Here is a 25,595-nt window from a genome sequence, read left to right on the forward strand (position 1 = left end):
GCGTGTCCTGGACAGTCTACGTGTGCGTAGTGGCGAGTTGGAGTGTCGTACTCAACGTGAGAAGTTGAGATTGTGATACCGCGCTCACGCTCTTCTGGAGCGTTATCGATAGATGCGAAGTCTTTCGCTTCACCGCCGTACACTTTAGCTAGAGTAGTACAGATAGCAGCAGTTAGAGTTGTTTTACCGTGGTCAACGTGACCGATAGTACCAACGTTAACGTGCGGTTTAGTACGTTCAAATTTTTCTTTAGACACGATCGTGTTCCTTCCTAGTTATGATTCGCCACGATCCGAATTGATCGAGACGCGCCAGAAATTGCTATTTTATGCGCCAACGCCAGTCAGCGCAATATTTGGACGCATTGATCTTCAAAAAAAGCTGGACTTTTTTTTCAGTTCAAGACGATTTATTAGTAACCACGGTCTGCAATGATTTTCTCTGCAAAGTTTTTCGGTACTTCAGCGTACTCGTAAAACTCCATAGAGTAAGACGCACGGCCTTGAGTTGCAGAGCGTAGGTCTGTTGCGTAGCCAAACATCTCAGATAGAGGCACTTGAGCACGGATGATCTTAATACCCGCCACGCCCTCGTCCATACCTGCGATCATGCCACGGCGACGGTTAAGATCACCTACAACATCGCCCATCCAGTCTTCTGGAGTGGTTACTTCAACATTCATCATTGGCTCAAGAAGAACTGGTTGCGCTTCTAGTGCACCTTTCTTGAATGCCATCGAGCCGGCGATCTTAAACGCCATCTCGTTAGAGTCAACATCGTGGTAAGAACCATCGAATAGTGTTGCTTTAATATCTAGCACTGGGTAACCCGCTAGAACACCACTGTTCATTTGCTCTTCGATACCTTTCGATACCGAGCTGATGTATTCCTTAGGAACAACACCACCCACAATTTCGTCAACAAAGACAAAACCTTCGCCAGGTTCAGATGGCTCCAGTTTGATCCATACGTGACCGTACTGACCACGACCACCAGATTGACGTACAAATTTACCTTCAACTTCCGCACTACCACGGATAGTCTCACGGTAAGCAACCTGAGGTTTACCTACATTACAGTCAACGCTGAATTCACGTTTCATACGGTCAACGATGATATCTAAGTGAAGCTCACCCATACCAGAAATCAAAGTTTGACCTGTTTCGTCATCCGTTTCGACGCGGAATGACGGGTCTTCTGCTGCTAGTTTACCTAGAGCAATGCCCATTTTTTCTTGATCTGCTACAGAGCGTGGCTCTACAGCGATCTGAATAACTGGCTCAGGGAACTCCATACGCTCTAGAATAACCTTGTGGTTAATATCACACAGCGTATCACCTGTTGTAACGTCTTTAAGACCGATCGCGGCAGCAATGTCACCCGCGCGAACTTCTTTAATTTCGTCACGCTTGTTTGAGTGCATCTGTACAATACGACCAAAACGTTCTTTCTTCTGCTTAACAGAGTTGTAAACCGCATCACCTGAGTTCACGACACCAGAGTAAACACGCATAAAGGTTAGCGTACCAACAAATGGGTCTGTCGCAATTTTAAATGCCAGTGCTGCAAACGGTTCGTTGTCGTCTGCATGACGCTCAACTTCATTGTCGTTTTCGTCAACACCTTTGATTGCTGGAACATCTACCGGAGAAGGTAAGTACTCAACAACCGCGTCTAGTACTGCTTGAACACCTTTGTTTTTGAACGCACTACCACAAGTGGCAAGAACGATTTCGTTATTCAGTGTACGAGTACGTAGAGCTTGCTTGATTTCAGCTTCAGTCAGTTCGCCTTCTTCAAGGTACTTATCCATCAGCTCTTCAGACGCTTCAGCAGCCGACTCAACAAGGTTGTTGCGCCACTCTTCTGCCATTTCTAGCATGTCTGCTGGGATCTCTTCGTAAGTGAAGGTTGTACCTTGATCTTCTTCGTTCCAGTTGATCATCTTCATCTTGATCAGGTCGATAACACCTGTGAAGTTCTCTTCCGAACCAACGTTAAGCTGGATTGGAACAGGGTTCGCACCAAGACGGTTTTTGATTTGATCAATAACACGTAAGAAGTCAGCACCTGCACGGTCCATCTTGTTAACAAATACCATACGTGGAACGTGGTACTTGTCAGCTTGACGCCATACAGTTTCAGATTGAGGTTCAACACCAGATGAACCACAGAACACAACAACAGCACCATCAAGTACGCGTAATGAACGCTCTACTTCGATAGTGAAATCTACGTGTCCAGGAGTATCGATAATGTTGATGCGGTGGTCTTGGAATTGCGCTTCCATACCACGCCAGAAAGTTGTAGTCGCAGCTGAGGTAATTGTGATACCACGCTCTTGCTCCTGCTCCATCCAGTCCATGGTAGCAGCGCCATCGTGCACTTCACCGATTTTATGAGAAAGACCTGTGTAGAACAGAATACGTTCACTTGTGGTTGTTTTACCTGCGTCTACGTGAGCGACGATACCAATATTACGGTAGCGCTCGATAGGTGTTTTACGAGCCACGATTGAATCCTCTTGAATTAGGGACTATTGCTATCTCTAGTTAATTTAGCCTGTTTTTGGTGCTTTTTGCTTGCCCTAGATATAGCAATAGTTCCTAAGCTTGCGCATAGGAACTAGAGTAGAGCCGCGGGGAGTCCCGCGGCGCTGAAAGGTATTACCAACGGTAATGTGCGAACGCTTTGTTTGCGTCAGCCATGCGGTGAACGTCTTCACGTTTCTTAACCGCAGTACCTTTGTTCTCAGACGCGTCTAGCATTTCAGCAGCTAGGCGTTGAGCCATAGATTTTTCACCACGCTTACGCGCAGCTTCAACCAACCAACGCATAGCAAGTGCGTTACGGCGAACCGGACGTACTTCTACAGGTACTTGGTAAGTTGAACCACCTACACGGCGAGATTTAACTTCTACCGCTGGGCGAACATTTTCAAGAGCTTCTTCAAATACAGCTAAGTGATCTTTACCAGATTTCTCAGCCATAGTGTCTAGTGCAGTGTAAACAATTTTCTCTGCAGTAGATTTTTTACCGTCAACCATTAGGATGTTAACGAATTTTGCCAGCAGTTCAGATTTGAACTTTGGATCTGGAAGGATCTTACGCTGACCAATGACGCGACGACGTGGCATGGATTTTCTCCGTTGTCTTCTTCAGGTTTTATCCAAAACTTTTCAGTTTTTTCAAAAAATTAAAAATAATTTAGTGTTTGGCCTTACTTAACGGATTCCATTAAGACTTAGGACGCTTCACACCGTACTTAGAACGACCTTGTTTACGGTCATTTACGCCAGCACAGTCTAGTGCGCCGCGAACAGTGTGGTAACGCACACCTGGAAGGTCTTTAACACGACCACCACGGATTAGAACAACTGAGTGCTCTTGAAGGTTGTGGCCTTCACCGCCGATGTACGAAGTTACTTCGAAACCATTTGTCAGACGTACACGACAAACTTTACGAAGTGCTGAGTTAGGTTTTTTAGGTGTAGTAGTGTAAACACGAGTACATACACCACGTTTTTGTGGGCACGCTTCTAGTGCAGGCACGTTGCTTTTAACAACTTGCTTTGCACGAGGCTTACGTACCAACTGGTTAATAGTTGCCATTAACTAGCTCCTGATTTACTTGAAAGTAAGCTTTGTGAAAAATCTATCCCTAACCACTAGTGGTAGTTAGGGACGCAAAATTCTATTCAGCAGTGAGAGGTGTGTCAAGAAATATACGGATCTTTTTTGCTCAACTTCTACCTACGATGTGTAAAAGCACAGCGACACTTTTGACTGAGAATGATTTGGTTATTGCCAAGTTATCGAATTAGTGGACTCAACGGTCAAATTGACGAACCCGCTATAGTCAACCAAGAGTAACGATGGGCTGATACGGTTGGTGATTCCACGCGCATCAACGTCCGCTTTTAATACAGCGATATTCAACCCTTGAATAAGAGGATAGGTTTTGTGCTGTGGATTGGCACTGTATACGGCATCTTCGATTAGCAGTAGCTGGTCACCTTGGGTATAGACCTTTACTGCCTCTTCAATTGCCTGAATGGTTTTAACGATATGGAGCATGTAATACCACTACCTAAAATGTCAGGATCTTACCGGCTTGGTGAAGCAGGGCAGCGAGCTCACTTTGCGATAGCTTTTGAGCATCCAAGACGAGATCTGCTTGAAGCAATCCACGCTCGGCCAATGACGACTCACACACATAAACTTGCTCTATGTCGTAGAGGTCAAACAGCTTTAGCATAGGTGCGTAGTCCTTGCTAAGAATATCGCTCGTCTGCTGTCCTTGAAGTAGCTGATAAACCCCATCACCACTGAAAATAACACTGATGTCTTCGCAATACGCTGACGCAGCAAGTAACGCATCAACGCCTTCTCGACCAGCGGAGCTACCGTGAGGCGCACTACGAAATAAATAAGTTAACTGACTCAAAACTGCACTACTCTATCTTGAACTAACATGGCTTCTGCCAAGCTACCTAACCCTGCCTGCTGGAAACCTTCCGCTAAGTTACTTTGAGATAAGCCATGCTGATTCGCTTCATCCTGACTCACTACTCCACGCCGCAACGCAGCCGCAACGCAGGTTTCGAGGCGCACGCTATGCTGATTCGCTAGACTCTGCCATGCTTTGACTAAGTCAAACTCATCATTGGCAGGCACGGTTAACGCACTGCCGTTATTTACGCCATCTTGATAGAAGAATACGCTAACCAGAGTGTGTCCCTGTTCGATAACGGCTTGAGCAAATTGATAAGCACTACGCGCTGATTGGCTACCGTAGACGGAACCATTAACCACCAGCGTATAAGTCAAGCGGTTCACCTTTCTTCATCCTCAGTCTTACGCTGACGAATGTATAGGTAAACCGTATGCTTAGATATATTGAGACGATCAGCAACTCGGTTGATTGCATCTTTAATGTCAAAAATACCTTTGTCGTATAGTTCCATCACTATCTGACGATTTTTGGTGTTGTTCGAAACCGACTTATCCGCATTGATTTCTTCAATAGTACGCTCAACAGTTTGGTCGACCAGCTCTTCAACATCACTAGCAAAGTTCACAGATGACGCAGCTTGTTTCGCTTCTTCCGTTGGCATGAATGATTGAAGAACCTGAGAGAAAGGCGCATCAAGGTTAACGTTGACACACAAAAGACCAATTACTCGATTCTCACCATTGCGAATAGCCACTGTGATTGACTTCATCAATACTCCACCCTTAGCTCGTGTGAAGTAAGAACGAGAGAAGTTGCGCTCAGAACCTTCTATATCTCGAAGCATTTTAAGCGCTAAGTCTGTAATCGGTGAACCCACTTGACGACCAGTGTTTTCACCGTTGGCAATCTTGATCGCGGATGTATTTAAATCTTCAAGTGAGTGAAGAACAATTTCACAAAACGGGCCAATCAGGCTCGCAATTCCATCAACAACAGCTTCGTATGATCTGAGAATGATCTTATCGTGCTCACTAAATGGCATCACATTCACAGATTCCATTTCGAGCAACATATCCGTGTTTACTGTTTCTGTAGTTGTCACTTTTTTAAGCCTTAGAGCGATAAATCAACAAATTGATGTAAGTTTATCAGAAATTTTGATGAGAGCCTCTAGCTAAGCGGCTATCTAGTGATTTAGAACAAAAAAAATAGCATCTCTGTTTATCAAAACGTTAAAAAAAAGAAAGGTCTGACATAACTCAGACCTTTCGATTGGAATGCACTCAATGACTATTGAGCCGCATCTTCGCCGTTATCTACTTTGAGTAGCTCAACTTCAAATACTAGCGTCGAGTTTGCAGGAATCGTCGGCGTGTCTTGCTCACCGTAAGCTAATTCTGGCGGAATAACGAACTTAAATTTAGAGCCGACAGACATCAACTGAACACCTTCAGTCCAACCAGGAATGACGCGGTTAAGTGGGAAAGTTGCAGGTTCGCCACGATCGTAAGAACTGTCGAACTGAGTTCCATCTATAAGGGTACCCTTGTAATGAACCTGAACGGTGTCTGTATCAGCCGGTTTCTCGCCTTCTGCAGGAGTCAACACTTGGTATAGCAGACCCGATTCAGTCTTCACTACACCGTCTTGCTTTTCAAACTCTGCACGGAATGCGTCGCCATCTTGCTTAGCTGCCGCGGCTTTTTCTGCCGCTTGCTTTTGCATTGTTTCAGCAACACGCTTATCTAAAGCTTCTAACGCTGCACGTGTTTCTTCTTCATTCAGCTCAGGGTTACCAGCAAATACGTGCTCAATACCTTTAAGCACAAGTTCCTTATTCAGCGTAATGCCGATTTCGCTTGGCTTGTCTAGGCTCGTGCTCAAGTAGTTAGCAAAAGAAACGCCGATAGCGTAAGCAGCTTTGTCATCTTCTGTTTTGAAGTGAACAAGTTTGCCCGTCTCAGCTTGCACTTGCTCAACCGCTGGTGCTGCTTCTGTTTTTGGTTCTTCTTCTTTCTGACAGCCAGCAGCTAACGCAACCGTTGCAGCAAGCAGTGACACTTTAAAAATTGATTTCATTAATTTCTCCAATAATGGCTAACCATTTGTCTTTGCGCACAAATATGGAATTTCCACTGGTGTGCACGAACATGTTGTACCAATATAACTAATATATGTCGTTTTTAAACCTACACTAGGTGAAGAATGGTACCAAATGCGTATTATTTTTAACTCACTACTCATCACCATTGTCATTTCAGCGTTAAATGGCTGCTTTTTCTCCAGCCAAGACGCTCAACGATGGACAATTGAACCTAAAGGAACAACCAGTTTTGCGCTAAGTCGAGACGCACGCTTTGCATTGCTCTATTCCAAGGAGCATCAACTGGTGCTTTGGGATCTAAGCGAAAGTCAACAGCTTGCCTCATTAGGTCCACAAGACCCTCAATCAAGTACCGTTTCTCGAATCAGAATCTCAGACAACGGCCGTTTTGCCGTTACTGCAACACAAATTAACTTTGCAGTTTGGGACTTAGCATGGACTCAAGCGCAAGGCTTATGGTCTATCTCAGATGGACTCATTAGGGATATCGACATCGCTAGCAATGGTGATCAAGTGCTGCTTGGTCTTTCAAATGGCAAAGCCATCTACGTCAACTTAGTCACCGGACGGCGATTAGAGTTCCTCGCCCATAACGAAAAAGTCAATTCTGTTGCTCTATCACCAAACGGACGCTTCGCTTTATCTGGAGGAAACGACTACAAAGCTTACCTGTGGGATACCCAAACTGGACAAATACTCAAGACCTTTGAACACGAGCAACGAGTTAATCGTGTCGCTCTGCACAGGGATGGTGATTATGCCTTCACCTCAGACGGAGGTAATCAGGCGATTATCTGGGATCTTAAGACCGGTGAGCAGCTGTCATCACTAAGCAGTTTCTCGCGCCAGCTGATCTTCTCAACTGCGCGCTTTTCTGATGACGGTCAGTACCTTGTTACCGGCACGCCTTCAAGTCGAATCATGGTATGGAATACTAAGACTGGTAAACGAGTCGATGGATTTGAGGCGGAACCACTAAAAGATACTCGCCCTCCTCGCGCAGTGGTGTATGATGCTGCCTTTGACAGCCAGAACCGTGTTATTTCGGGAACCTCGGCTGGTATTGCCCAAGCTTGGAATGTGGATTATTAGTGATGACAGAGCAGCAGGTTGAACAGCTAGAAAAGCGCGTAAACGACTTAGAGTGTCAGTTGGCGTTTCAAGAACAAACGATCGAAGAACTTAACGATGCGTTGAGTCAGCAACAATTGCTGATAACCAAGATGCAAGATCAAATGAAGTATGTGGTAGGAAAAGTGAAGAATATCGATTCTTCAAGTCTTGCCGATCCTTCACAAGAGACGCCACCACCTCATTATTGAGAAAAGACGTAGACGATCACGGCTCCAGCAACCACTAAACAGCCCCCAATTCTACGCAATTGATGATCGGATTGTTCACTCAATTGAGCGACCATGTTTCGCCATCCTTTTGGTGCGAATAACGGGCCTAAGCCTTCGACAATCAAGACTAAACCAAAAGCTAACCAGAGTGCATTCGACATCATTGTCCTCATGAAAAAATAAAGGCTCCGTATATCGGAGCCTTTTTGTTACTTAATGAATCTTACTTTGACGGTGCGCCAGCAGCATTATTCATGTATTGGAAGAATTCACTCTTAGGATCCAATACCAGAATATCACTCTTCTCACTGAACGATTTCTCATAAGCCTTCAGTGAGCGTAAGAAGCTGTAGAACTCAGGATCTTTATTGTACGCACTAGAGTAAATTTTCGCTGCTTTCGCATCGGCTTCACCGCGTGTAACACGCGCTGTTTTATCGGCTTCAGCAAGAACGGTTGCGACTTCTAGCTCAGCCTGAGCGCGGATAACCTCCGCACGCTCACGACCTTGAGAACGGTGCTTACGAGCAACCGACTCACGTTCTGCACGCATACGTTTGTAGATTGAATCACTGATGTTGTCAGGTAGGTTGATTTTCTTCATACGGAAATCAACAATCTCAACACCAAGGTCAGTTAGAGCACTATCACGAGTACCTTCCAGTACATTGGCCATGATCTTGTCGCGCTCACCATCAATCTCTAACGCTTCTTTTGCAGCTTCAGTCGTCACTTCTTCGCTATCAGCACTGTCTGGTAACACGTCGTTATTACGTGGACCCGATACAATTTGCTTGATTTCGCGAGCACCAATCTCAGAACGAAGTACGTCTGTTACTTTACGCTCTAAAAGTGCTTCAGCAGTCAATACGTTACCGCCACCCGTTGTTAGATAGAAACGACCGAAATCTTCAATACGCCACTTCACGTAGGTATCGATGATAACGTCTTTTTTCTCTGACGTTACGAAGCGGTCTGAACGACCATCCATTGTTTGGATGCGAGCGTCTAACGTTTTAACACGGTCAAACAGTGGCATCTTAAAATGGAGGCCAGGCTCGTAAATTTTCGATACGCCGTTGTCATCTAAAACACGACCAAATCGAATAACCAAACCACGTTCACCCTCTTGAATCACAAATACTGACATCAGCAGTAGAGCAATTGTTACAACTAATACAGGGATCATTAACTTACGCATTCTTAATATCTCCCTTGACGTGAACCAGTTGAACGAGATTGAGAGTCTGAAGTGCTATCGGATTGCTGAGATTCAAGCTCAATCTGGTCATAAGCTGAAGTTTCCTTCACCTTACGGTTGGTTTGAGTTTGAGCTTCACCTGCTAACTTATCGATCGGCAAGTACAGTAAATTACCGCTTGATTCAGAATCAATCAGAACCTTAGAAGTACTGCTGTAAACTTCTTCCATTGTATCTAGATACAGACGGTTACGAGTAACTTCTGGTGCTGCTTGGTATTCAGGTAGCAGTTTCTCAAACTGAGCAACCTGACCTAGCGCTTCGTTAACGACACGCTCAGAGTAACCAAGTGCCTCTTTCTTCAAACGTTCTGCACGACCCGTCGCTTTCGGCAAGATATCGTTGCGATAAGCTTCTGCTTCACGTTCAAAACGCTCTTCATCTTCTCGAGCCGCAATTGCATCATCAAAAGCGTCTTTTACTTGCTCTGGCGGACGAGCTGACTGGAAGTTGACGTCAACTAGAACCACACCCATATCGTAGCTATCGATAATCGAATTCAACGTTTCCTGTGTGCTTTGACGAATCTGCTGACGACCACTTGTCAGGATACTATCCATCAATGCGTCACCAACAACCGCACGTAGAGCAGAATCTGTAGCTTGGCGTAAGCTATCATCTGCGTTTGTCACGCGGTATAGATACTTGTATGGGTCAGCTACACGGTACTGAACGTCCATTGCAACCGTCACAACGTTTTCATCTTTGGTCAGCATTAGACCAGATGAACGTAATGAACGAATTGCCTGTACGTTGACCGCTTCATACTCATCAATAAAGCGAGGGCGCCAGTTCAAGCCTGGATCGACCACACGGTCATACTTACCTAGACGTAGCACAACACCACGCTCAGCTTCACCAATGGTGTAAAAGCCAGCAAAGAACCAAATTGCTATCGCAATGATAGCAATGACACCAAAACCTAGTGCACCGCCGCCACCGATAGACGAACCTTTACCACCTTTACCACCAAACTTTCCACCCAGTTTCTGACTCAGTTTATTAAATACTTCGTCTAAGTCTGGCGGTCCTTGATCACGGCCACCTTTGTTACCACGATTATTATTCCCCCAAGGGTCATTATCGCGGCCATTGTTGCCGTTATTATTACCAGGCTCATTCCACGCCATTAGAAAGCTCCATCATTAGATATGACGTTATACTGTAGCAGTCATTTAAGTAACTATAAAGTCACGTAAAACTGCCCCTTCTCTTTTTTCAAGTCTAGACCAATCCACCTGTTGCATGCGAACATCAATCAACAAGTCACCATCCTGATCATATTCTTCTCGTTGAATACATTTCATTTGGAAGAATGTACTACGAATTCGCCCTTGGTGTTGTGGCGGAATTCGCAATTGATATTGAACCATCTGGCTAGCAAGACGCTCTTTCAACGCCTCAAACAGCAGTTCAATACCGATGCCTTCCATTGCCGAAACCCAAACGGCGCGAGGTACACCCTCTTCATCACGTTCGATTCTTGGTTTCTGGTCTTCGAGATTATCAATTTTGTTCATCACCAGAAGAGATGGCACCTCATGGGCATCAATTTCTTCTAACACTATATGAACAGCTTGAATATTCTCACGAAAACGGTCATCGCTGGCATCAACAACATGTAACAAAATGTCAGCTTCTTGAGTTTCTTGCAGTGTTGCTTTAAAGGCAGCAACAAGATCATGCGGAAGATGACGAATAAAACCTACGGTATCCGCCAAAATCGCTGGGCCAACATCATTTAACTCAATTTTACGTAGCGTGGGGTCAAGTGTGGCAAATAACTGATCTGCCGCGTAAACACCCGCTGAGGTAATTCGGTTAAATAAAGTAGATTTACCTGCGTTGGTATACCCCACCAAAGAGACAGTCGGGATTTCCGCTCGATTTCTAGCTCGGCGACCTTGCTCACGTTGCTTCGCCACTTTTTCTAAACGGCGAAGTATGGTCTTAATACGAACACGCAATAAACGTCGGTCAGTTTCTAACTGAGTTTCACCTGGTCCACGTAAACCAATACCACCTTTTTGTCTTTCAAGGTGTGTCCAACCACGAATCAATCGAGTAGAGATATGGCGTAACTGTGCAAGTTCAACTTGAAGCTTACCTTCGTGGGTGCGGGCACGTTGAGCAAAAATATCTAGGATCAAACCAGTGCGATCCAAAACTCGACATTTACACAACGCTTCTAGGTTACGTTCTTGGGCAGGAGAGAGGGCGTGATTAAAAATCACAATATCAGCATCAGAAAGCTGCACCGCTTGTGCAATCTCCTGAGCCTTACCCTCTCCGACATAGTATTTAGGGTGTGGTGACTGACGACTGCCTGTTACAACTTGTAACGCAGATACGCCAGCTGAAGAGACCAGCATCTCAAACTCACTGAGATCTTCCCACTCCCCTTCTTGCGTGAAGTTGACATGAACAAGTACGGCTCGCTCACCGGCTTCATAACGGTCAAACAAGCAATCAACTCCTTAAAAACTAATTGGGTAATTCAGAGAATTAATCTTCTGATTTGTCTTGCTGACGATCACCTTGTGGGCGCGGTTCACCACTATGGTGGCTCACTGGACGAGCAGGAACTACCGTAGAAATTGCGTGCTTGTACACCATTTGGTTAACTGTGTTTTTCAGCAAGATAACAAATTGATCAAATGATTCGATCTGACCTTGCAGTTTAATTCCGTTTACAAGGTAGATTGATACAGGAATACGTTCACGACGTAATGCATTTAAGAATGGGTCTTGTAGAGATTGCCCCTTAGCCATTTTTATTTTCCTTATTTTGTAATTTTGTTTTAGTTATTTAGCTAGTGGTGCGCTGCATTAAAATATGCGACCTTTGCTCTGAGCTAAACGAATAAAATAACACCCTGTCGCTACCTGTTATGACGGCTTTAGACCGAAATTTCAAGTAACAGATCCTTTACAGGGCAAATTCACGCAAAAGCGATCACATTATACACAGCTAAAACCTTCAGATGCTATTGCATTTGAAACAGTTTCTAGTGCTTGTTCAATGTTTTCACTATCTAACCAAGTTAAATTATCCCAGCTGCGTAACCAGGTAATCTGTCGCTTGGCCAACTGGCGGGTTGCACATACGCCCTTAAAGATGGCGTCATCTAACGTGCAATTCCCATCCAAATAGTCCCACATCTGTCTGTAACCAACGCAACGAATTGACGGAAGATCAGGATGAAGATCTTGGCGAGCATATAAAGCTCTCATCTCTTCTTCAAACCCTGCTTCAATCATTTTTTCATAGCGAAGCTCTATCCGACGATGGAGTTCAGCCCTTTCCTTAGGAGCTATTGCAAACTGTTTAACTCTAAACGGCAGGCTATCACCTTTGGTTTGAGTCAGCTCAGTTAGAGTTTTACCTGAAATTCGATAAACTTCCAATGCCCTTGATAACCTTTGTGGATCATTCGGGTGGATTCGCCCAGCTGAGACAGGATCAATCTCTATCAGTTGAGAGTGGAGCTTATCCCAACCTTGAGCCAATGCTTCTTGCTCAATCTGCTGACGGATTTCAGGATTGGCAGCAGGCAGAGGTGATAAACCTTCCAACAACGCTTTGTAGTACAACATAGTGCCGCCCACTAAGAGTGGGATCTTACCTTGTTCTACAATATCGTTCATTTCGTTTAATGCATCTCGGCGAAAATCCGCCGCCGAATACGATTCACTTGGATCTAAAATATCAATCAAACGATGTGGTGCTTGCTGCTGTTCATTGGCATCCGGTTTTGCCGTGCCAATATCCATACCTTTATAGATCAAAGCTGAATCAACAGAAACGATCTCTACTGGAAATTTTTTTCGCAAACGTATTGCGAGATCAGTCTTGCCTGATGCGGTTGGCCCCATCAAAAACAGAGCCAACGGTAATTCACTGTTATTCATATCTAAAATGCTGCAATCGTTGCAGAAAAATCAACGGGTCTCACAAACGTCTTGTCACCCAATGGAAGCCGATCTTGCCATAGCTGTTCGAGATCAGCGATGATCTGAATTGCTTCCGACAGAGTGTAGTCGCTTTTCACTTGAGTAATGCGATCACTTAACCAACTTGCGATCTGAGGATCGCTGAGCGAATTCGATGTCGCGACATACGAAGCGGCGTAAGATAGCAGATCTGGAACCAGTTGTTGTAAGTTTTGTTGCCTTAATGGTTGAGGTACTCCCATAACCATTAGCGCTTTATTGCTGCGTGTCTTAAGCTCAATTCCAAACTTTTTAAGTACCGAGTCCAAACGCTCTGCCACCTGCAAAAGCTCTGGATCCAACTTTAGCGACAGTGGAACGAGTAAAGGTTGGCTTTTCAACGCCCCATGGAGCGTCGACAATTGACCATTAATACGAAGCCATTCCGCTTTTGCTAAGTTCACCAAGCAAGTTCCAGACTTATCTCCCATGACCAGATAACGACCTTGCGCAATAGAGATCGCTTTGCCCAGTGTTTCGACCGTATCACCACTCATTGGTTCAGTATGATTCTGAATTGACGTTTGATTCTCCATATGTGCTGAGTGGAACTCTGGAGTCTTCAATAACTCTTGATACGCCTTCACTTCTTGCCTGCTAGGCGCGGGCTCACTGTATCGCTCGGTAACTCGAGGTTTTGGCTCCGCTCTGGACTCATGCCACTCATTGCGGGGTGGCGATTCACGTAACGAATCTCGGTGGCTTTGATAGTCCGCCTTGCCAGGATACGAAGGAATAGCTTCAATCGCCTGATACTCTTGTTGCGATACCCCTGTAGCCTCCGACAATTCACTTAGCGATGCAGGAGCTTGTTCAGGTTCAGAATGAAATGCGGACGCTGTATGCTGAGGCTTGTCGATGTACGCACTTTGTGCCAGCGCATCACTTAGAGCCTGATAGATAAAATCGTGCACTAAACGAGCTTGATGAAAACGAACTTCATGCTTTGCTGGGTGCACATTGACATCAACTTGATGCGGGTCGAGTTCAATAAACAGAACGTAAGTTGCAAATTGATCTGGTCGCAGGCTGGTTTCATAACTCTGACGGATAGCATGATTGATCAACTTGTCTCTCATCATCCGCCCATTTACATAGCAATACTGTAGATCGCTTTGCTGCCTTGCACCTTCAGGGGTGGTTATCCAACCATGCAGTTTCAGTCCTTGATGCTCAAGCTCTATCTTAAGCATATTACGTACAAAACTATTGCCACAAACTGCCGCTATGCGCTTCTCGGCCTGAGCTTCTGTCTTCGCAGCTCGGTACTGTTTGACCAGTTTACCGTTATGTCTGAGGTTGATCGTAACGTCGAATCGACTCAACGCTATGCGTTTAAGTAACTCATCAATATGCGTAAATTCGGTTTTTTCGGTACGAAGGAATTTACGCCTAGCCGGAGTATTGAAGAAAAGATCCAGCACTTCAACCGAGGTACCAATCGGATGAGCTGCAGGCTGAAGCTTCACTTGCATATCTCGCCCCTCACTGTATGCAGCCCAAGCTTGCTCCTGAGTGGCTGGACGAGAGGTCAGAGTTAGACGTGCGACAGAGCTGATACTAGCCAAAGCCTCACCGCGAAACCCTAGACTGATGATCGCTTCAAGATCGTCAAGGGTATGGATCTTGGAAGTCGCATGTCGACTTAAAGCAAGACCGAGTTCCTCTTTGACGATTCCTTTACCATTATCACGAACACGAATCAGCTTAGCTCCGCCTTTTTCGATATCGATATCGATGCGTGTAGCGCCTGAATCTAAGCTATTTTCAACCAGCTCCTTGACCACGGAAGCTGGTCTTTCTACCACCTCGCCAGCTGCTATCTGGTTCGCTAAACGAGCTGGAAGAATTCTAATCGTCATATTGGCTACTTAATCTTTAGTTGCGTGGGATAATGAGTACCTGACCCACCGCGAGTTGATCAGAGCGTAAGTTGTTCGCTTCGCGAAGACTGGCAACACTCACACCATAATTGCTGGCAATCTTACCAAGGAACTCACCACGTTTAACCGTGTGCTTACGCAATGGCTGATCTTTCAAGCTCACTGTGATCTTGAGTTTTTGACCCAACTTAAGCGTGTCTGATTTGAGACTATTCTCTCGCTTAATCGCATCAACCGACACCTTGTATTTGGTGGCAATTTTACCTAGATACTCACCACGCTGAACCACGTGAGTGAGTGTTTTAGTTTCTACAGGGTTCTTAATCTGCGGTACAGCTATCGCACCACTAGAACCTGGAATCGTCAACATCTGACCGATCGCCAGACTACTGCTCTTCAGCTTGTTAGCCTGCATAATCGCTTTAGTCGACGTTCCGTATTTGTTGGCGATAACAGACAATGACTCACCACGAGACACTTTATGCTTGATCGCTTTCCCACGGTTCGCAAACAGAGTGCCTTCCGGCGGATTGGCTTCAAAATACTGGACTATCGCCTTCGCTAAAGCTTGAGCTAACTTATCCTGATGACTGCGTTGAAAGAGGAGTTTTTCTTCTGTTGGGTTAGAAATAAATCCTGTCTCAACCAGTACAGAAGGGATGTCTGGTGATTTTAATACCGCAAGACTCGCATTAACTGGGTCTTTCTTATGTAGATAGATCCCCGAACGGGTCATTTCACTCAGAATCTTAGTGGCTACCTTAAAGCCCTCTTTCTGAGAATGGCTAAATTGCAAATCCAGTAGCGTCTGACTGACATTCTTATCATTATTATTCTTAGCCAGTACTTCACCAGCGCCACCAAGCAGTTGTGACTGTTCCTCATGATTCTCTACCCAACGAGCAATTTCCGAGTTTGCACGGCGTGTATTCAGAACAAAGACTGAGCCACCTCTAGGTTGAGGAGTATGAAATGCATCGGCGTGAATTGACACTAAGAGGTGCGCTTTATTTTTACGTGCAATCTCCGAACGCTTATTCAAATTGACGTAGTAATCCCCCCCACGAGTTAGCACCGCCTTCATGCCTGGAACAGCATTGATTTGCGCAGCCACCTTCTTCGAAACGGCTAGAGTCGCGTGTTTTTCATATTTTTTTGTTGGACCAATCGAGCCTGGGTCTTCACCACCGTGACCCGCATCAATAGCAACCACAATGTCGGCCGTGCCATGCAGCTGAGACGCATCTCGGCTGACCGTCGTTTTGCTGTTGGTTGGTGTCGTTGCAGGTGCTGACGCGCCAGAACTGTCATGTGGCATATCAATCACTAAGCGATGACCATACTGCCCACCGGGTGTCGGTGCCAGCTTAAACAACTGGGGATTCACTTTACGCTTTAGTTCAAACACTAAACGGTAGGTGCCTTTTTCTGGAGGGGAACTTTGGCGTATTTTTTTCAGTACCGGACTATCAGAAATCGTCAGTGGTAGCTTAGTACTCAGCGTGGTCTGCTTGAGGTCCACTACTAACCGCTCAGGGCTGGAAAGGGTAAAGTAACTGAAGTCAGCTTCAGATTTTAAATCTATAACAACTCTTGTTTCATCTGGAGATGGCCAAACGCGAATGCCCTCAAGAGCATTCGCGAAACTAAAACCGGAGAAAAGAGTAAGAGCAACAAAAAATGGAAAAAATACAGCTCTTAATAAACGGCTCTTCAACATAACTCCAACTGTTCTAATAAGTGACTTCCATAGGGATTATTTGCCGTGAGTTGAACGACTCGTGCCTCACCATCGTAACGAAGATCAATATCAAGATCGGCAGCAGGCAACAAACCTTGTCCTTTTTCTGGCCATTCCACAAGGCAGATAGCATCAGGGGTGAAATAATCACGGATCCCCATGAACTCAAGTTCTTCAGGATCAGCTAGGCGATAAAGATCAAAATGATAAACTTGCCACTGATCAAGCTGGTAAGGCTCAACCAAGGTATAGGTAGGGCTTTTTACATTCCCCTGATGACCCAGCGCACGCACAAAACCACGACTAAAGGTTGTTTTGCCTGCCCCCAAATCACCATGCAGATAAATAGTGGTTTGCTGAGAACACAACTGTGCCAGTGCGGTACCTAATTGAATCGTGGCCTGTTCATCTGTAAGGGCAAATTGTTTGGTGGTCATCAAGATCAATCTCTACGCTGTGACTATATAAAATCTAAAATAACAGGAATAGTAAACTGGGTTGGATTTGAGAGACAAGAGCTCTTGTGTAAGTAAAACGAAAAATCAGCGATTTCTTGCCGTTTTTCTTTTTTTACCAGCTAGATCCTAAATATAAGATCCGTTAAGATCCTGCCCCCTTAATCAGGAACACACCAGCATGAACTACCAAGCGCTCGCAGACAAGATCAAAAGTTGGGGCCAAGAACTCGGTTTCCAAAAAGTAGGGATCTGCGACATCGATCTGTCCGAGCATGAAGCGGCGCTACAAAAATGGTTAGATGCTGGTTATCACGGTGAAATGGACTGGATGGCGCGTCACGGCATGATGAGAGCACGCCCAAGCGAACTCTTGCCTGGCACAATTCGTGTTATCTCCGTCAGAATGGACTATCTCCCTCCTGAAGCGCAATTTGCATCAAACTTATCCGATCCAACACAAGCTTATATCAGTCGTTATGCTCTTGGACGTGACTACCACAAACTTATCCGCAACCAGCTTAAAAAACTAGGCCAAAAAATAGAACAAGAAGTGGGTCAGTTCGGCTATCGCCCATTCGTTGACTCCGCCCCAATACTCGAAAGGCCCTTGGCGCAAAAAGCCGGATTAGGTTGGACTGGTAAGCATTCCCTCATCCTAGATAAAGATTGTGGCTCATGGTTCTTTCTTGGAGAGTTACTCATCGACTTGCCACTGCCCGTTGATCAACCTAGTACTGAACAATGTGGCAAGTGTCAGTCCTGCATTGCCTCATGCCCGACACAAGCCATTATCGACGACGGCGTTGTCGATGCTCGACGCTGCATTTCATATCTCACGATCGAATACGATGGTGTGATTCCGGAAGAATTTCGTCAGGCAATGGGAAATAGAGTTTACGGCTGTGATGACTGTCAATTGGTCTGTCCTTGGAACCGATTCGCTGAAGTCACTCATCAGGAAGACTTTCATCGTAGAGAGGCATTAAAAAAAGCAGACCTAACGGAGCTCTTTCTTTGGGATGAGGTAACCTTTCTCAAAAATATGGAAGGTTCCGCAATCCGCCGTATTGGTCACCTTCAATGGATGCGTAATCTCTCTATCGCAATGGGTAATGCGCCTTATTCGTCAGCAATTGTCGACGCTCTCCAGCAGCGTATCGGCTTGAGCGACGTTTTAGATACGCATATCCACTGGGCATTGGCTCAGCAACAATCGCAACTTCCATCAGCATCCAATAAATTGGCTAGACTAATTCGAATTGTAGAGAAAGGATTGCCTAGAGATGCATAATGCTTGCCGAGCATGACAGTTCAGAACTTGATTTAGCTCTAAATGTGGAAAAAACCAAGAGAGAATGCTCATTTTCTTACAAGTGAAGAAGTTAATCACATTGTGTGGAAATGACTGGGATCAAAAAATAGTGACTTAATGATCTATTTCTCACTTCAGCTAAATAGCAGAAATTACAATTTATCACTTTAAAAACAACGACTTACTAAGGATTTTGTTAATTTAAAGAATCCTCTTTAAGCAAAAAGATCGTTTTAGTCAAGCTTTATACATAGTGAAAAATCAGGTTACCCACCAACTTATCCACATTGGCAAAACTGTGGATAACTCTGTTGACGAATGCGTAGAGACCTAGCCCACATGGTGTTTGCTATAGTGATTCCCTGAGCATAGGTATGCTGAGATTTTTCGTTGAGGCATAAAAACGCCCACCTAGTACTAGGAGGACTTTTTACAATTTTGGGGTTCATGCTTCGCAGCATTAGCTAAAGAGCGGTGACCTTAAAGGTCTATTCAAACGAGCTTGTCATTTGAAGGAGATTTGGAGCGACACACGAGGTTCCCTATTCATAAACAGAAAGGCGTGACCTCAACCTTGACAAGGCTGTGCTCGATTAACTGAGCTAGTGTCGCATTCTTCATCGTTAAGCACGATGAAGGCTTTTAAATTGGAGCGACACACGAGGTTCGAACTCGTGACCTCAACCTTGGCAAGGTTGCGCTCTACCAACTGAGCTAGTGTCGCATACTCTCAAAAGAGAATTGGTTGCGGGGGCCGGATTTGAACCAGAGACCTTCGCAAGGTTTTATGAATGGCTGAGCCCGACGAGCTAGCGAATCACAACACCTATAAATTTGGTTGCGGGGGCCGGATTTGAACCGACGACCTTCGGGTTATGAGCCCGACGAGCTACCAAGCTGCTCCACCCCGCGTCCGTATTCACCATTCAAAGCATGATGATTGCTTGTAAATTTGGAGCGACACACGAGGTTCGAACTCGTGACCTCAACCTTGGCAAGGTTGCGCTCTACCAACTGAGCTAGTGTCGCATATTCTCAAAAGAGAATTGGTTGCGGGAGCCGGATTTGAACCGACGACCTTCGGGTTATGAGCCCGACGAGCTACCAAGCTGCTCCATCCCGCGTCCGTATTCACCATTCAAAGCATGATGAGCGCTTGTAAATTTGGAGCGACACACGAGGTTCGAACTCGTGACCTCAACCTTGGCAAGGTTGCGCTCTACCAACTGAGCTAGTGTCGCATCAACAACGTTTCCGCTGTTCAGGGCTGCGAATTATAAGTGCATTTTTTTGTGATGCAAGTCCTTCATGCAAAAATAATCTATTTTTTTTTCGTTTGGATAAAAAGCGCACACCAATAGACAAACAAGCTTGATATTTATACAGAACCTAGGCTTCGCATGATGAAGTTTAAGTCTGAACAAGAGTTTAAAATGCGATGTTGTACAGCCTTTTACGCCATGTAGGTCGCAGGCCCATCACATTTTATATATAACTAGTGTCTATAAATCCCCCAAACGAATCATGCATTTAAGCGTTGTCGTAGTAGGTTCTCTTATCCATGTCATACCTCAAGCACTATTGGAAAGCCCTGATAACCCTGATTCTGGTCGCCTTCATTGTAGGATGTGGCTCGATCCCGAAACCTGTACGCAACTTGGGTAAAAGTGATGTGGATTTTGTTATGGACGTTCACGCTCGACAATTGAAAGAACAAATGGTCGAGCTAACCCGAAAACTGTATGTGCGAAATCCAATCCAGCTAAAGAAAAATCCTCAAGCAACCATAGACAGCCGTATCGCACAAATTTTTGGTGTTGAAGATAGTATCGACCTCCCTCCTCTCATTTTTGACGAACTTAACGGTGTCACCGGGATTGACGCGATTTTGCTGAGTTTTGATGATAACTATCAAGGTGACAGGGTGTTTGCCGCCGTCGTCGGTTTGTCCGAGATGCTCAGACGTTCATACAACCACCAGCAAGAATTCTTTATTCTCGACTCTCTAGATGAACAATCTCTCTACAACAGCGCTCGCAATATCGAAGTGTTTGTTTGGCGTCTCTACCATCGCAAAGACAGCCAAGGTAATCCTCTCATCTACAGCAATTCCTTCGATGAAGATGGATCCGACATAAGCTTTGATCGCCTATTTTCCAAGATGGTTATGATTCAAGACATGATGGCTTTGATTGTCGCCGACAAGACGAATCGAAGCATTACTAAGGTTGTACAAGGCGTCGCTCAGTTCGCTTTCTTGCCAGTCCCTTAATCGGACTTAGCTCAGATAAAAATAGAGCCAGCAATTATGCTGGCTCTATTTTGTTAGATTGAAATAATGGTATTGCGGTAGTATTGCAGCTCTGCAATCGACTCTCGGATGTCATCCAAGGCTAAATGACTGCCTTTTTTCGAAAATCCGTCCAGCACTTCAGGCTTCCAACGGCGAGTCAATTCTTTCAACGTACTAACATCAATGTATCGGTAGTGGAAGTACTCTTCTAACTCAGGCATGTGTTTGTAGAGGAAACGGCGATCTTGCCCAACACTGTTACCGCATATTGGTGATTTGCCTTTGGGTACCCATTTTTCTAGAAATTCTATTGTTTGACGAACGGCTTCTTGCTCATCAATCTTACTATTGCGAATACGCTCGACTAAACCACTACCGGTATGGGTTGTGGTACACCATTCATCCATTTTTAGCAGTTCTTCTTCAGGCTGATGAATGGCAAGTACGGGTCCTTCAGCTAAAATATTCAATTCACTATCGGTGACAATGGTAGCAATTTCGATGACTTTATGAGTTTCAGGGTCTAGTCCTGTCATCTCTAAATCTATCCAAATCAAATTCTGATCGCTAAAGGACATAAATCGTTGCCTATTGGTTTTCTGATAAAAAAGGTACTATACCCAAATTCCGATACCCAAGATAGTTTGAGATGTTCTCCTTCTTGCTGGTATCACTCAATAAATTAATCAATTGAAGTAGAGAAACGTGGCTAAAAAGAAAAAGCTAACCAAAGGTCAGGTAAGGCGCGTGCGTCATAACCAGAAGCGCAAACTCGATCAAGAAGAGTCAATCCAGTGGGATGAATCTATGCTTGGTAACAGTAAGTCTGGCCTGGTTATCACTCGTTTTGGGCAACACGCAGATATCGAAGATCTTAAAACCGGTGACATTCAGCGTTGTAACTTGCGTCGTGGCATTGAAACCTTAGTGTCTGGCGATAAGGTCATTTGGCGTCCGGGTCTCGAGTCAATGGAAGGGATCAGTGGTGTTGTCGAAGCCGTAGAGCCTCGAACCTCTGTACTAACACGCCCAGACTACTATGACGGCCTTAAACCTGTGGCTGCCAACGTTGATCAAATGGTGATCGTTTCTTCTGTATTGCCCGAGTTATCGCTCAATATCATTGATCGCTACCTAGTTGCTTCTGAAACGCTGAACATTGCGCCGCTGCTGGTTCTGAATAAAATTGATTTACTAGAAGAACAACAGCTCGCTGAATACAAAACATGGTTAGCCGAATACGAGAAAATTGGCTACAAGGTACTCTTTGTGAGTAAACAGACAGGTGAAGGCATCAAGGAGCTAGAAACCGAGCTTACCGACCGAATTAACATTTTCGTTGGACAGTCTGGTGTTGGTAAATCCAGCCTGGTTAACGCATTGATGCCTCAGTTCAATGTGGAAGAAGGTGAAATTTCTGAAAACTCGGGCTTAGGTCAACATACAACGACAGCTTCTCGCCTTTACCACATTCCCACAGGCGGTGATTTGATTGACTCACCTGGGGTGCGTGAATTTGGTCTTTGGCATTTGGAAGCGGACGAAATCACTAAAGCCTTCGTCGAGTTCAGACCTTTCCTAGGCGGCTGCAAATTCCGTGACTGCAAGCACAATGACGATCCTGGTTGTGCATTGCGCCAAGCTGTCGAAGAGGGTGAAATCAACCAAACTCGCTTCGACAACTATCATCGAATCTTGGAGAGCATGGTGGAGATGAAAGCCAATCGCCAATATTCTCGAAACAAAAAAGCCGATTTATAATCGCAAATTTGTAAGCAAACTATCGCAACTACTGACTTTTGGGTGCAATTTGAGTAACATCTCGCGCCCAGAATATAGTCAATCAAGCAAATAACATTGGAATTGAACACAATGGATAAGATTAAAGTTGGACTGCAATATTGGATTCCACAACATGGCCTAACGCGCTTAGTGGGCAAGCTAGCTTCTGCAAAGGCTGGCGGTCTAACAACAGCGATCATTCGCTGGTTTATCAAACAGTACAACGTCAACATGGACGAGGCGCTTCACTCTGATCCTAAGCATTTTAAGACGTTCAATGAATTCTTTGTCCGTGAACTCAAAGAGGGAGCGCGACCTATCACTGAAGGTGAGTCAATCATTACTCATCCAGCTGACGCGTGCGTGAGCCAGTTTGGTCCAATTACAGATGGAAAACTAATCCAAGCAAAAGGTCACGACTTTTCTGCTCAAGAACTGCTCGGCGGCGACGCAGCTCTAGCTGCAGAGTTTGCAGAAGGTGAGTTTGCCACTCTTTACTTGTCACCACGAGATTATCACCGTGTACATATGCCATGCGATGGTACATTGCGTCAGATGATCTACGTACCTGGCGACCTGTTCTCTGTAAACCCACTGACAGCAGAAAACGTACCTAACCTATTTGCTCGCAATGAGCGCGTTGTGTGTATTTTTGATACCGAATTTGGCCCTATGGCACAGGTGCTTGTTGGCGCAACCATCGTAGGCAGTATAGAGCAAGTCTGGGCAGGTACGGTAACACCACCTCGCGGTAACACGGTATACAAGTGGGATTACCCAGCTGAAGGTGATAAATCCGTTATTCTCAAGAAAGGCGAAGAGATGGGCCGCTTTAAACTTGGCTCAACTGTTATCAACTTGTTTGCAAAAGATGCCATCGTGTTTGATGAATCAATGCAGAATGGTCAAGCAACCGTAATGGGTACTGCATACGCTCATACTAAACAAGCGTAAAATGAGTACCAAACCGGTAACTGTTATCAGCCCCGAAAGTTCGGGGCTTTTTATTGACGCAAAACAAATCCCACTCAACAAATTCAATTGTTTAACAAAACTCTAGACTAGCTCTAAGACCTGACATTGTTTGTAAATTAATCTATAGCCTCATCAAGTTATCTGTGAGGTCACCTTCTCTATGCCCAAGGTAGAATCAGGAATCGTCATCAAACTCTTAGTCAGTTTCGGTCTGCCCATTGCTGTATTGTTTATGCCTATCGATTGGATTCCGATTGATGACTTAACATTGATTCAGCATCGCTTACTGGCCATTTTTCTTCTTGCTGCGCTACTGTGGGTATTAGAGCCCGTTCCAGTTTTTGCTACATCGATACTCATTATTGCGCTTGAACTGGTTATGATTTCGAACAAAGGACTCCACTTGTTCCGAACGCCACCTAGTGGGCATGATCTTGGTGAATTAATGAATTACACCGATATCTTCAGCGCGTTCTCTTCACCGATCATCATTCTTTTCATGGGCGGTTTTGCTCTTGCTATTGCCGCGTCAAAGTATGAACTTGATAACAACCTTGCGCGCGTTTTACTTAAGCCATTCGGCCACCAGCCTAAATTCATCATGCTAGGTCTAATGCTCATTACCGCCATTTTCTCTATGTTTATGTCTAACACGGCTACCACGGTGATGATGCTTGCACTACTTGGTCCGATTGTCGCTTCTGCACCAAAAGGAGATTTGGGTATCAAGGCTCTGGTACTGTGCATCCCTATCGCAGCCAATACAGGCGGTATCGCAACACCAATTGGTACACCACCAAACGCGATTGCACTTCAATATCTGACAGGCGAAAACAGTATCGACTTTCTTAGCTGGATGATGATGGGCTTACCGTTTGTCATTGTTCAACTGACTATTGCTTGGTTCTTGCTGCAAAAACTTTTCCCTTCCTCTCAGCAAACCATGAAACTCAAACTTGATGGTCAGTTCCAGAAGAATTGGAGAGCCATTGTGGTCTACGCTACATTCGCGACGACCATCCTGCTGTGGATGACTACTAAGATTCATGGCATGAACACCTATGTCGTCTCCATCATCCCTCTAGCCGTGTTTACCTTAACGGGCATTATGGGGAAAGCCGAACTGAAATTGATCAACTGGGATGTACTCTGGCTGGTTGCCGGGGGGATAGCGATTGGTATTGGTCTTGATAAAACAGGGCTTGCGTCAGCTCTGGCACACGCTGTTGATTATGAGTCGTTGTCTCCGATTGCCGTTGTTCTGACCATGTCGCTCATCTGTTGGCTGATGGCAAACTTTATGTCTAACACCGCAACGGCAAACTTATTGATGCCCATTGCTGCGGCTATTGGTGCCTCTATGGAAAGTCTTGCTTCTGTTGGTGGCTTACAGGCTCTACTCGTTGTCGTCGCGTTTTCAGCCTCACTGGGCATGATTCTACCAGTCTCTACACCACCAAACTCTTTGGCTTATTCAACCGGATTAATTGAAAGTAAGGATATGGCGAAAACAGGTCTCATCATCGGTGTGATTGGGTTGTCGATTGTCTATGCTGGTGCTCTGCTTCTGACTTAAGACAGAGAGTTGGGTTTGGTTGTTCTTCTCAACGAAACCCAACCCATTAAACCTTACAAATAAAATGGTTAATTAGTAAATTCAATACATGGATCACCTCAATTAACCAATTTCAGATATAAAATCAGTCGGATATAAAAGTACCCCCTTCTCACTGTCAAAGTGAGAATATGTGGCGGTCATTGCTATCTAGAGACATGGCTCTACAAATTGCCAGTGCTGCCGAAGAACAACGTGCGGTGAGTGAAGACATTAGTCGCAACACTCAAGGTATCAAAGACGCATCTGACGTTCTGGCAGAACAAGCGATTCAGAGTAGTGCGAGTGCGAACAACATGCGCCACTCGGCTGAAACCATGCGAGCAGAAGTGGGACGCTTTAAGGTTTAACGCTTTGTTTTAAGTCTATTTTGATGCAT

At 45.1% G+C, this 25,595-nt stretch carries 26 protein-coding genes, 5 tRNA genes and 1 pseudogene; 8 read left to right on the top strand and 24 right to left on the bottom strand.

Annotation, left to right across the window (positions count from 1 at the left end):
- From QTN94_RS12280 to fkpA, 9 genes are all read right to left on the bottom strand, one after another.
- The coding region (locus QTN94_RS12280; RefSeq protein ID WP_331427788.1) for a GTP-binding protein at positions 1-257 on the bottom strand (257 nt) is incomplete at its 3' end.
- Positions 258-412: 155 nt separating this feature from the next.
- Positions 413-2,512 (bottom strand): elongation factor G, encoded by a 2,100-nt coding sequence (gene fusA, locus QTN94_RS12285; protein WP_331427789.1) that lies wholly within the window; start codon positions 2,510-2,512, stop codon positions 413-415.
- A 154-nt stretch (positions 2,513-2,666) separates the two neighbouring features.
- The gene (gene rpsG, locus QTN94_RS12290) at positions 2,667-3,137 is read right to left on the bottom strand and encodes a 30S ribosomal protein S7 (protein ID WP_045957025.1); all 471 of its coding nucleotides are present in this window, start codon (positions 3,135-3,137) and stop codon (positions 2,667-2,669) included.
- Between the two features lie 100 nt (positions 3,138-3,237).
- Positions 3,238-3,612: a 30S ribosomal protein S12 gene (rpsL, locus tag QTN94_RS12295; protein WP_004399892.1), complete on the bottom strand. Its 375-nt coding sequence runs from the start codon at positions 3,610-3,612 to the stop codon at positions 3,238-3,240.
- Positions 3,613-3,801: 189 nt separating this feature from the next.
- The gene (tusB, locus tag QTN94_RS12300) at positions 3,802-4,077 is read right to left on the bottom strand and encodes a sulfurtransferase complex subunit TusB (protein ID WP_331418405.1); all 276 of its coding nucleotides are present in this window, start codon (positions 4,075-4,077) and stop codon (positions 3,802-3,804) included.
- A gap of 13 nt (positions 4,078-4,090) precedes the next feature.
- Entirely contained in the window at positions 4,091-4,447 is a 357-nt protein-coding gene (tusC, locus tag QTN94_RS12305) for a sulfurtransferase complex subunit TusC (protein WP_331418404.1), read from the bottom strand.
- Positions 4,444-4,839: a sulfurtransferase complex subunit TusD gene (tusD, locus tag QTN94_RS12310; protein WP_138971635.1), complete on the bottom strand. Its 396-nt coding sequence runs from the start codon at positions 4,837-4,839 to the stop codon at positions 4,444-4,446. The genes tusC and tusD overlap by 4 nt, the downstream gene beginning before the upstream one ends.
- Entirely contained in the window at positions 4,836-5,558 is a 723-nt protein-coding gene (locus tag QTN94_RS12315) for a helix-turn-helix transcriptional regulator (protein WP_138971634.1), read from the bottom strand. The genes tusD and QTN94_RS12315 overlap by 4 nt, the downstream gene beginning before the upstream one ends.
- Before the next feature lie 188 nt (positions 5,559-5,746).
- Positions 5,747-6,535, bottom strand: coding sequence for an FKBP-type peptidyl-prolyl cis-trans isomerase (gene fkpA, locus QTN94_RS12320; protein WP_331427790.1), 789 nt, complete (start codon positions 6,533-6,535; stop codon positions 5,747-5,749).
- Between the two features lie 136 nt (positions 6,536-6,671).
- Here fkpA and QTN94_RS12325 point away from each other — a divergent pair, with 136 nt between their 5' ends.
- Together QTN94_RS12325 and QTN94_RS12330 are read left to right on the top strand one after the other, a co-directional pair.
- Positions 6,672-7,652: a WD40 repeat domain-containing protein gene (locus QTN94_RS12325; protein ID WP_138971632.1), complete on the top strand. Its 981-nt coding sequence runs from the start codon at positions 6,672-6,674 to the stop codon at positions 7,650-7,652.
- A 2-nt stretch (positions 7,653-7,654) separates the two neighbouring features.
- On the top strand, positions 7,655-7,882 hold the full coding sequence (locus tag QTN94_RS12330; RefSeq protein ID WP_331427791.1) for a SlyX family protein: 228 nt from the start codon (positions 7,655-7,657) through the stop codon (positions 7,880-7,882).
- On the opposite strand, the gene QTN94_RS12335 is transcribed toward QTN94_RS12330, so the two are convergent.
- The 9 genes from QTN94_RS12335 to tsaE form a co-directional block, all read right to left on the bottom strand.
- The gene (locus QTN94_RS12335; RefSeq protein ID WP_331427800.1) at positions 7,876-8,064 is read right to left on the bottom strand and encodes a DUF2065 domain-containing protein; all 189 of its coding nucleotides are present in this window, start codon (positions 8,062-8,064) and stop codon (positions 7,876-7,878) included. The genes QTN94_RS12330 and QTN94_RS12335 overlap by 7 nt on opposite strands.
- A 62-nt stretch (positions 8,065-8,126) precedes the next feature.
- A complete protein-coding gene (hflC, locus tag QTN94_RS12340) occupies positions 8,127-9,104 on the bottom strand; it encodes a protease modulator HflC (RefSeq protein ID WP_331418401.1) in 978 nt (325 codons plus the stop codon).
- Between the two features lie 2 nt (positions 9,105-9,106).
- Positions 9,107-10,294 carry an FtsH protease activity modulator HflK gene (gene hflK, locus QTN94_RS12345; RefSeq protein ID WP_269378534.1) on the bottom strand — a complete coding sequence of 396 codons (1,188 nt, stop codon included), beginning with the start codon at positions 10,292-10,294 and terminating at the stop codon, positions 9,107-9,109.
- A 45-nt stretch (positions 10,295-10,339) separates the two neighbouring features.
- Positions 10,340-11,629 carry a ribosome rescue GTPase HflX gene (gene hflX, locus QTN94_RS12350; RefSeq protein ID WP_138971628.1) on the bottom strand — a complete coding sequence of 430 codons (1,290 nt, stop codon included), beginning with the start codon at positions 11,627-11,629 and terminating at the stop codon, positions 10,340-10,342.
- Between the two features lie 40 nt (positions 11,630-11,669).
- Positions 11,670-11,936 carry an RNA chaperone Hfq gene (hfq, locus tag QTN94_RS12355; RefSeq protein ID WP_138971627.1) on the bottom strand — a complete coding sequence of 89 codons (267 nt, stop codon included), beginning with the start codon at positions 11,934-11,936 and terminating at the stop codon, positions 11,670-11,672.
- Positions 11,937-12,125: 189 nt separating this feature from the next.
- Entirely contained in the window at positions 12,126-13,076 is a 951-nt protein-coding gene (gene miaA / locus QTN94_RS12360) for a tRNA (adenosine(37)-N6)-dimethylallyltransferase MiaA (RefSeq protein WP_331427792.1), read from the bottom strand.
- Positions 13,077-13,078: 2 nt separating this feature from the next.
- Positions 13,079-15,019, bottom strand: coding sequence for a DNA mismatch repair endonuclease MutL (gene mutL, locus QTN94_RS12365; protein WP_331418399.1), 1,941 nt, complete (start codon positions 15,017-15,019; stop codon positions 13,079-13,081).
- A gap of 16 nt (positions 15,020-15,035) precedes the next feature.
- Positions 15,036-16,760 (bottom strand): LysM peptidoglycan-binding domain-containing protein, encoded by a 1,725-nt coding sequence (locus QTN94_RS12370; protein WP_331427793.1) that lies wholly within the window; start codon positions 16,758-16,760, stop codon positions 15,036-15,038.
- Positions 16,754-17,218, bottom strand: a complete 465-nt coding sequence (gene tsaE, locus QTN94_RS12375; RefSeq protein WP_331427794.1) for a tRNA (adenosine(37)-N6)-threonylcarbamoyltransferase complex ATPase subunit type 1 TsaE — start codon at positions 17,216-17,218, stop codon at positions 16,754-16,756. Before tsaE ends, QTN94_RS12370 begins: the two co-directional genes overlap by 7 nt.
- A 199-nt stretch (positions 17,219-17,417) precedes the next feature.
- Here tsaE and queG point away from each other — a divergent pair, with 199 nt between their 5' ends.
- Entirely contained in the window at positions 17,418-18,530 is a 1,113-nt protein-coding gene (gene queG / locus QTN94_RS12380; RefSeq protein WP_331418395.1) for a tRNA epoxyqueuosine(34) reductase QueG, read from the top strand.
- A gap of 669 nt (positions 18,531-19,199) precedes the next feature.
- Here the strand turns inward: queG and QTN94_RS12385 are convergent.
- The 5 genes from QTN94_RS12385 to QTN94_RS12405 all read right to left on the bottom strand — a co-directional run bounded on the left by QTN94_RS12385 (position 19,200) and on the right by QTN94_RS12405 (position 19,792).
- Positions 19,200-19,275, bottom strand: a tRNA-Gly gene (locus QTN94_RS12385).
- Positions 19,276-19,386: 111 nt separating this feature from the next.
- A tRNA-Met gene (locus tag QTN94_RS12390) sits at positions 19,387-19,463 on the bottom strand.
- Positions 19,464-19,504: 41 nt separating this feature from the next.
- Positions 19,505-19,580 (bottom strand) — tRNA-Gly (locus tag QTN94_RS12395).
- Positions 19,581-19,598: 18 nt separating this feature from the next.
- A tRNA-Met gene (locus tag QTN94_RS12400) sits at positions 19,599-19,675 on the bottom strand.
- Between the two features lie 41 nt (positions 19,676-19,716).
- A tRNA-Gly gene (locus QTN94_RS12405) sits at positions 19,717-19,792 on the bottom strand.
- Between the two features lie 320 nt (positions 19,793-20,112).
- On the opposite strand from QTN94_RS12405, the gene QTN94_RS12410 reads away from it, so the two are divergent.
- Positions 20,113-20,823, top strand: coding sequence for a hypothetical protein (locus QTN94_RS12410; protein ID WP_331418528.1), 711 nt, complete (start codon positions 20,113-20,115; stop codon positions 20,821-20,823).
- A gap of 53 nt (positions 20,824-20,876) precedes the next feature.
- Here QTN94_RS12410 and orn read toward each other — a convergent pair whose 3' ends face one another.
- Positions 20,877-21,422 (bottom strand): oligoribonuclease, encoded by a 546-nt coding sequence (gene orn / locus QTN94_RS12415; protein ID WP_331418527.1) that lies wholly within the window; start codon positions 21,420-21,422, stop codon positions 20,877-20,879.
- Between the two features lie 127 nt (positions 21,423-21,549).
- On the opposite strand from orn, the gene rsgA reads away from it, so the two are divergent.
- From rsgA to QTN94_RS12435, 4 genes and pseudogenes are all read left to right on the top strand, one after another.
- Positions 21,550-22,605, top strand: a complete 1,056-nt coding sequence (gene rsgA, locus QTN94_RS12420; RefSeq protein WP_331427795.1) for a small ribosomal subunit biogenesis GTPase RsgA — start codon at positions 21,550-21,552, stop codon at positions 22,603-22,605.
- Positions 22,606-22,716: 111 nt separating this feature from the next.
- Positions 22,717-23,580: an archaetidylserine decarboxylase gene (asd, locus tag QTN94_RS12425; protein ID WP_138971446.1), complete on the top strand. Its 864-nt coding sequence runs from the start codon at positions 22,717-22,719 to the stop codon at positions 23,578-23,580.
- Positions 23,581-23,761: 181 nt separating this feature from the next.
- Positions 23,762-25,177 (top strand): SLC13 family permease, encoded by a 1,416-nt coding sequence (locus tag QTN94_RS12430; RefSeq protein ID WP_269378487.1) that lies wholly within the window; start codon positions 23,762-23,764, stop codon positions 25,175-25,177.
- Between the two features lie 194 nt (positions 25,178-25,371).
- Positions 25,372-25,566: pseudogene (locus QTN94_RS12435) on the top strand (methyl-accepting chemotaxis protein); the annotation flags it as partial.
- Between the last annotated feature and the right edge of the window lie 29 nt (positions 25,567-25,595).

Source organism: Vibrio sp. M250220 (assembly GCF_036533795.1).
Lineage (GTDB): Bacteria > Pseudomonadota > Gammaproteobacteria > Enterobacterales > Vibrionaceae > Vibrio.

What these genes read in the sequence shown, in the direction of transcription:
- rpsG (WP_045957025.1), bottom strand. Translation starts at nt 3,137, where the DNA reads ATGCCACGTCGTCGCGTCATTGGTCAGCGTAAGATCCTTCCAGATCCA.
- rpsL (WP_004399892.1), bottom strand. Translation starts at nt 3,612, where the DNA reads ATGGCAACTATTAACCAGTTGGTACGTAAGCCTCGTGCAAAGCAAGTT.
- tusB (WP_331418405.1), bottom strand. Translation starts at nt 4,077, where the DNA reads ATGCTCCATATCGTTAAAACCATTCAGGCAATTGAAGAGGCAGTAAAG.
- fkpA (WP_331427790.1), bottom strand. Translation starts at nt 6,535, where the DNA reads ATGAAATCAATTTTTAAAGTGTCACTGCTTGCTGCAACGGTTGCGTTA.
- QTN94_RS12325 (WP_138971632.1), top strand. Translation starts at nt 6,672, where the DNA reads ATGCGTATTATTTTTAACTCACTACTCATCACCATTGTCATTTCAGCG.
- QTN94_RS12330 (WP_331427791.1), top strand. Translation starts at nt 7,655, where the DNA reads ATGACAGAGCAGCAGGTTGAACAGCTAGAAAAGCGCGTAAACGACTTA.
- QTN94_RS12335 (WP_331427800.1), bottom strand. Translation starts at nt 8,064, where the DNA reads ATGTCGAATGCACTCTGGTTAGCTTTTGGTTTAGTCTTGATTGTCGAA.
- hflC (WP_331418401.1), bottom strand. Translation starts at nt 9,104, where the DNA reads ATGCGTAAGTTAATGATCCCTGTATTAGTTGTAACAATTGCTCTACTG.
- hflK (WP_269378534.1), bottom strand. Translation starts at nt 10,294, where the DNA reads ATGGCGTGGAATGAGCCTGGTAATAATAACGGCAACAATGGCCGCGAT.
- hfq (WP_138971627.1), bottom strand. Translation starts at nt 11,936, where the DNA reads ATGGCTAAGGGGCAATCTCTACAAGACCCATTCTTAAATGCATTACGT.
- miaA (WP_331427792.1), bottom strand. Translation starts at nt 13,076, where the DNA reads ATGAATAACAGTGAATTACCGTTGGCTCTGTTTTTGATGGGGCCAACC.
- mutL (WP_331418399.1), bottom strand. Translation starts at nt 15,019, where the DNA reads ATGACGATTAGAATTCTTCCAGCTCGTTTAGCGAACCAGATAGCAGCT.
- QTN94_RS12370 (WP_331427793.1), bottom strand. Translation starts at nt 16,760, where the DNA reads ATGTTGAAGAGCCGTTTATTAAGAGCTGTATTTTTTCCATTTTTTGTT.
- tsaE (WP_331427794.1), bottom strand. Translation starts at nt 17,218, where the DNA reads ATGACCACCAAACAATTTGCCCTTACAGATGAACAGGCCACGATTCAA.
- queG (WP_331418395.1), top strand. Translation starts at nt 17,418, where the DNA reads ATGAACTACCAAGCGCTCGCAGACAAGATCAAAAGTTGGGGCCAAGAA.
- QTN94_RS12410 (WP_331418528.1), top strand. Translation starts at nt 20,113, where the DNA reads ATGTCATACCTCAAGCACTATTGGAAAGCCCTGATAACCCTGATTCTG.
- orn (WP_331418527.1), bottom strand. Translation starts at nt 21,422, where the DNA reads ATGTCCTTTAGCGATCAGAATTTGATTTGGATAGATTTAGAGATGACA.
- asd (WP_138971446.1), top strand. Translation starts at nt 22,717, where the DNA reads ATGGATAAGATTAAAGTTGGACTGCAATATTGGATTCCACAACATGGC.
- QTN94_RS12430 (WP_269378487.1), top strand. Translation starts at nt 23,762, where the DNA reads ATGCCCAAGGTAGAATCAGGAATCGTCATCAAACTCTTAGTCAGTTTC.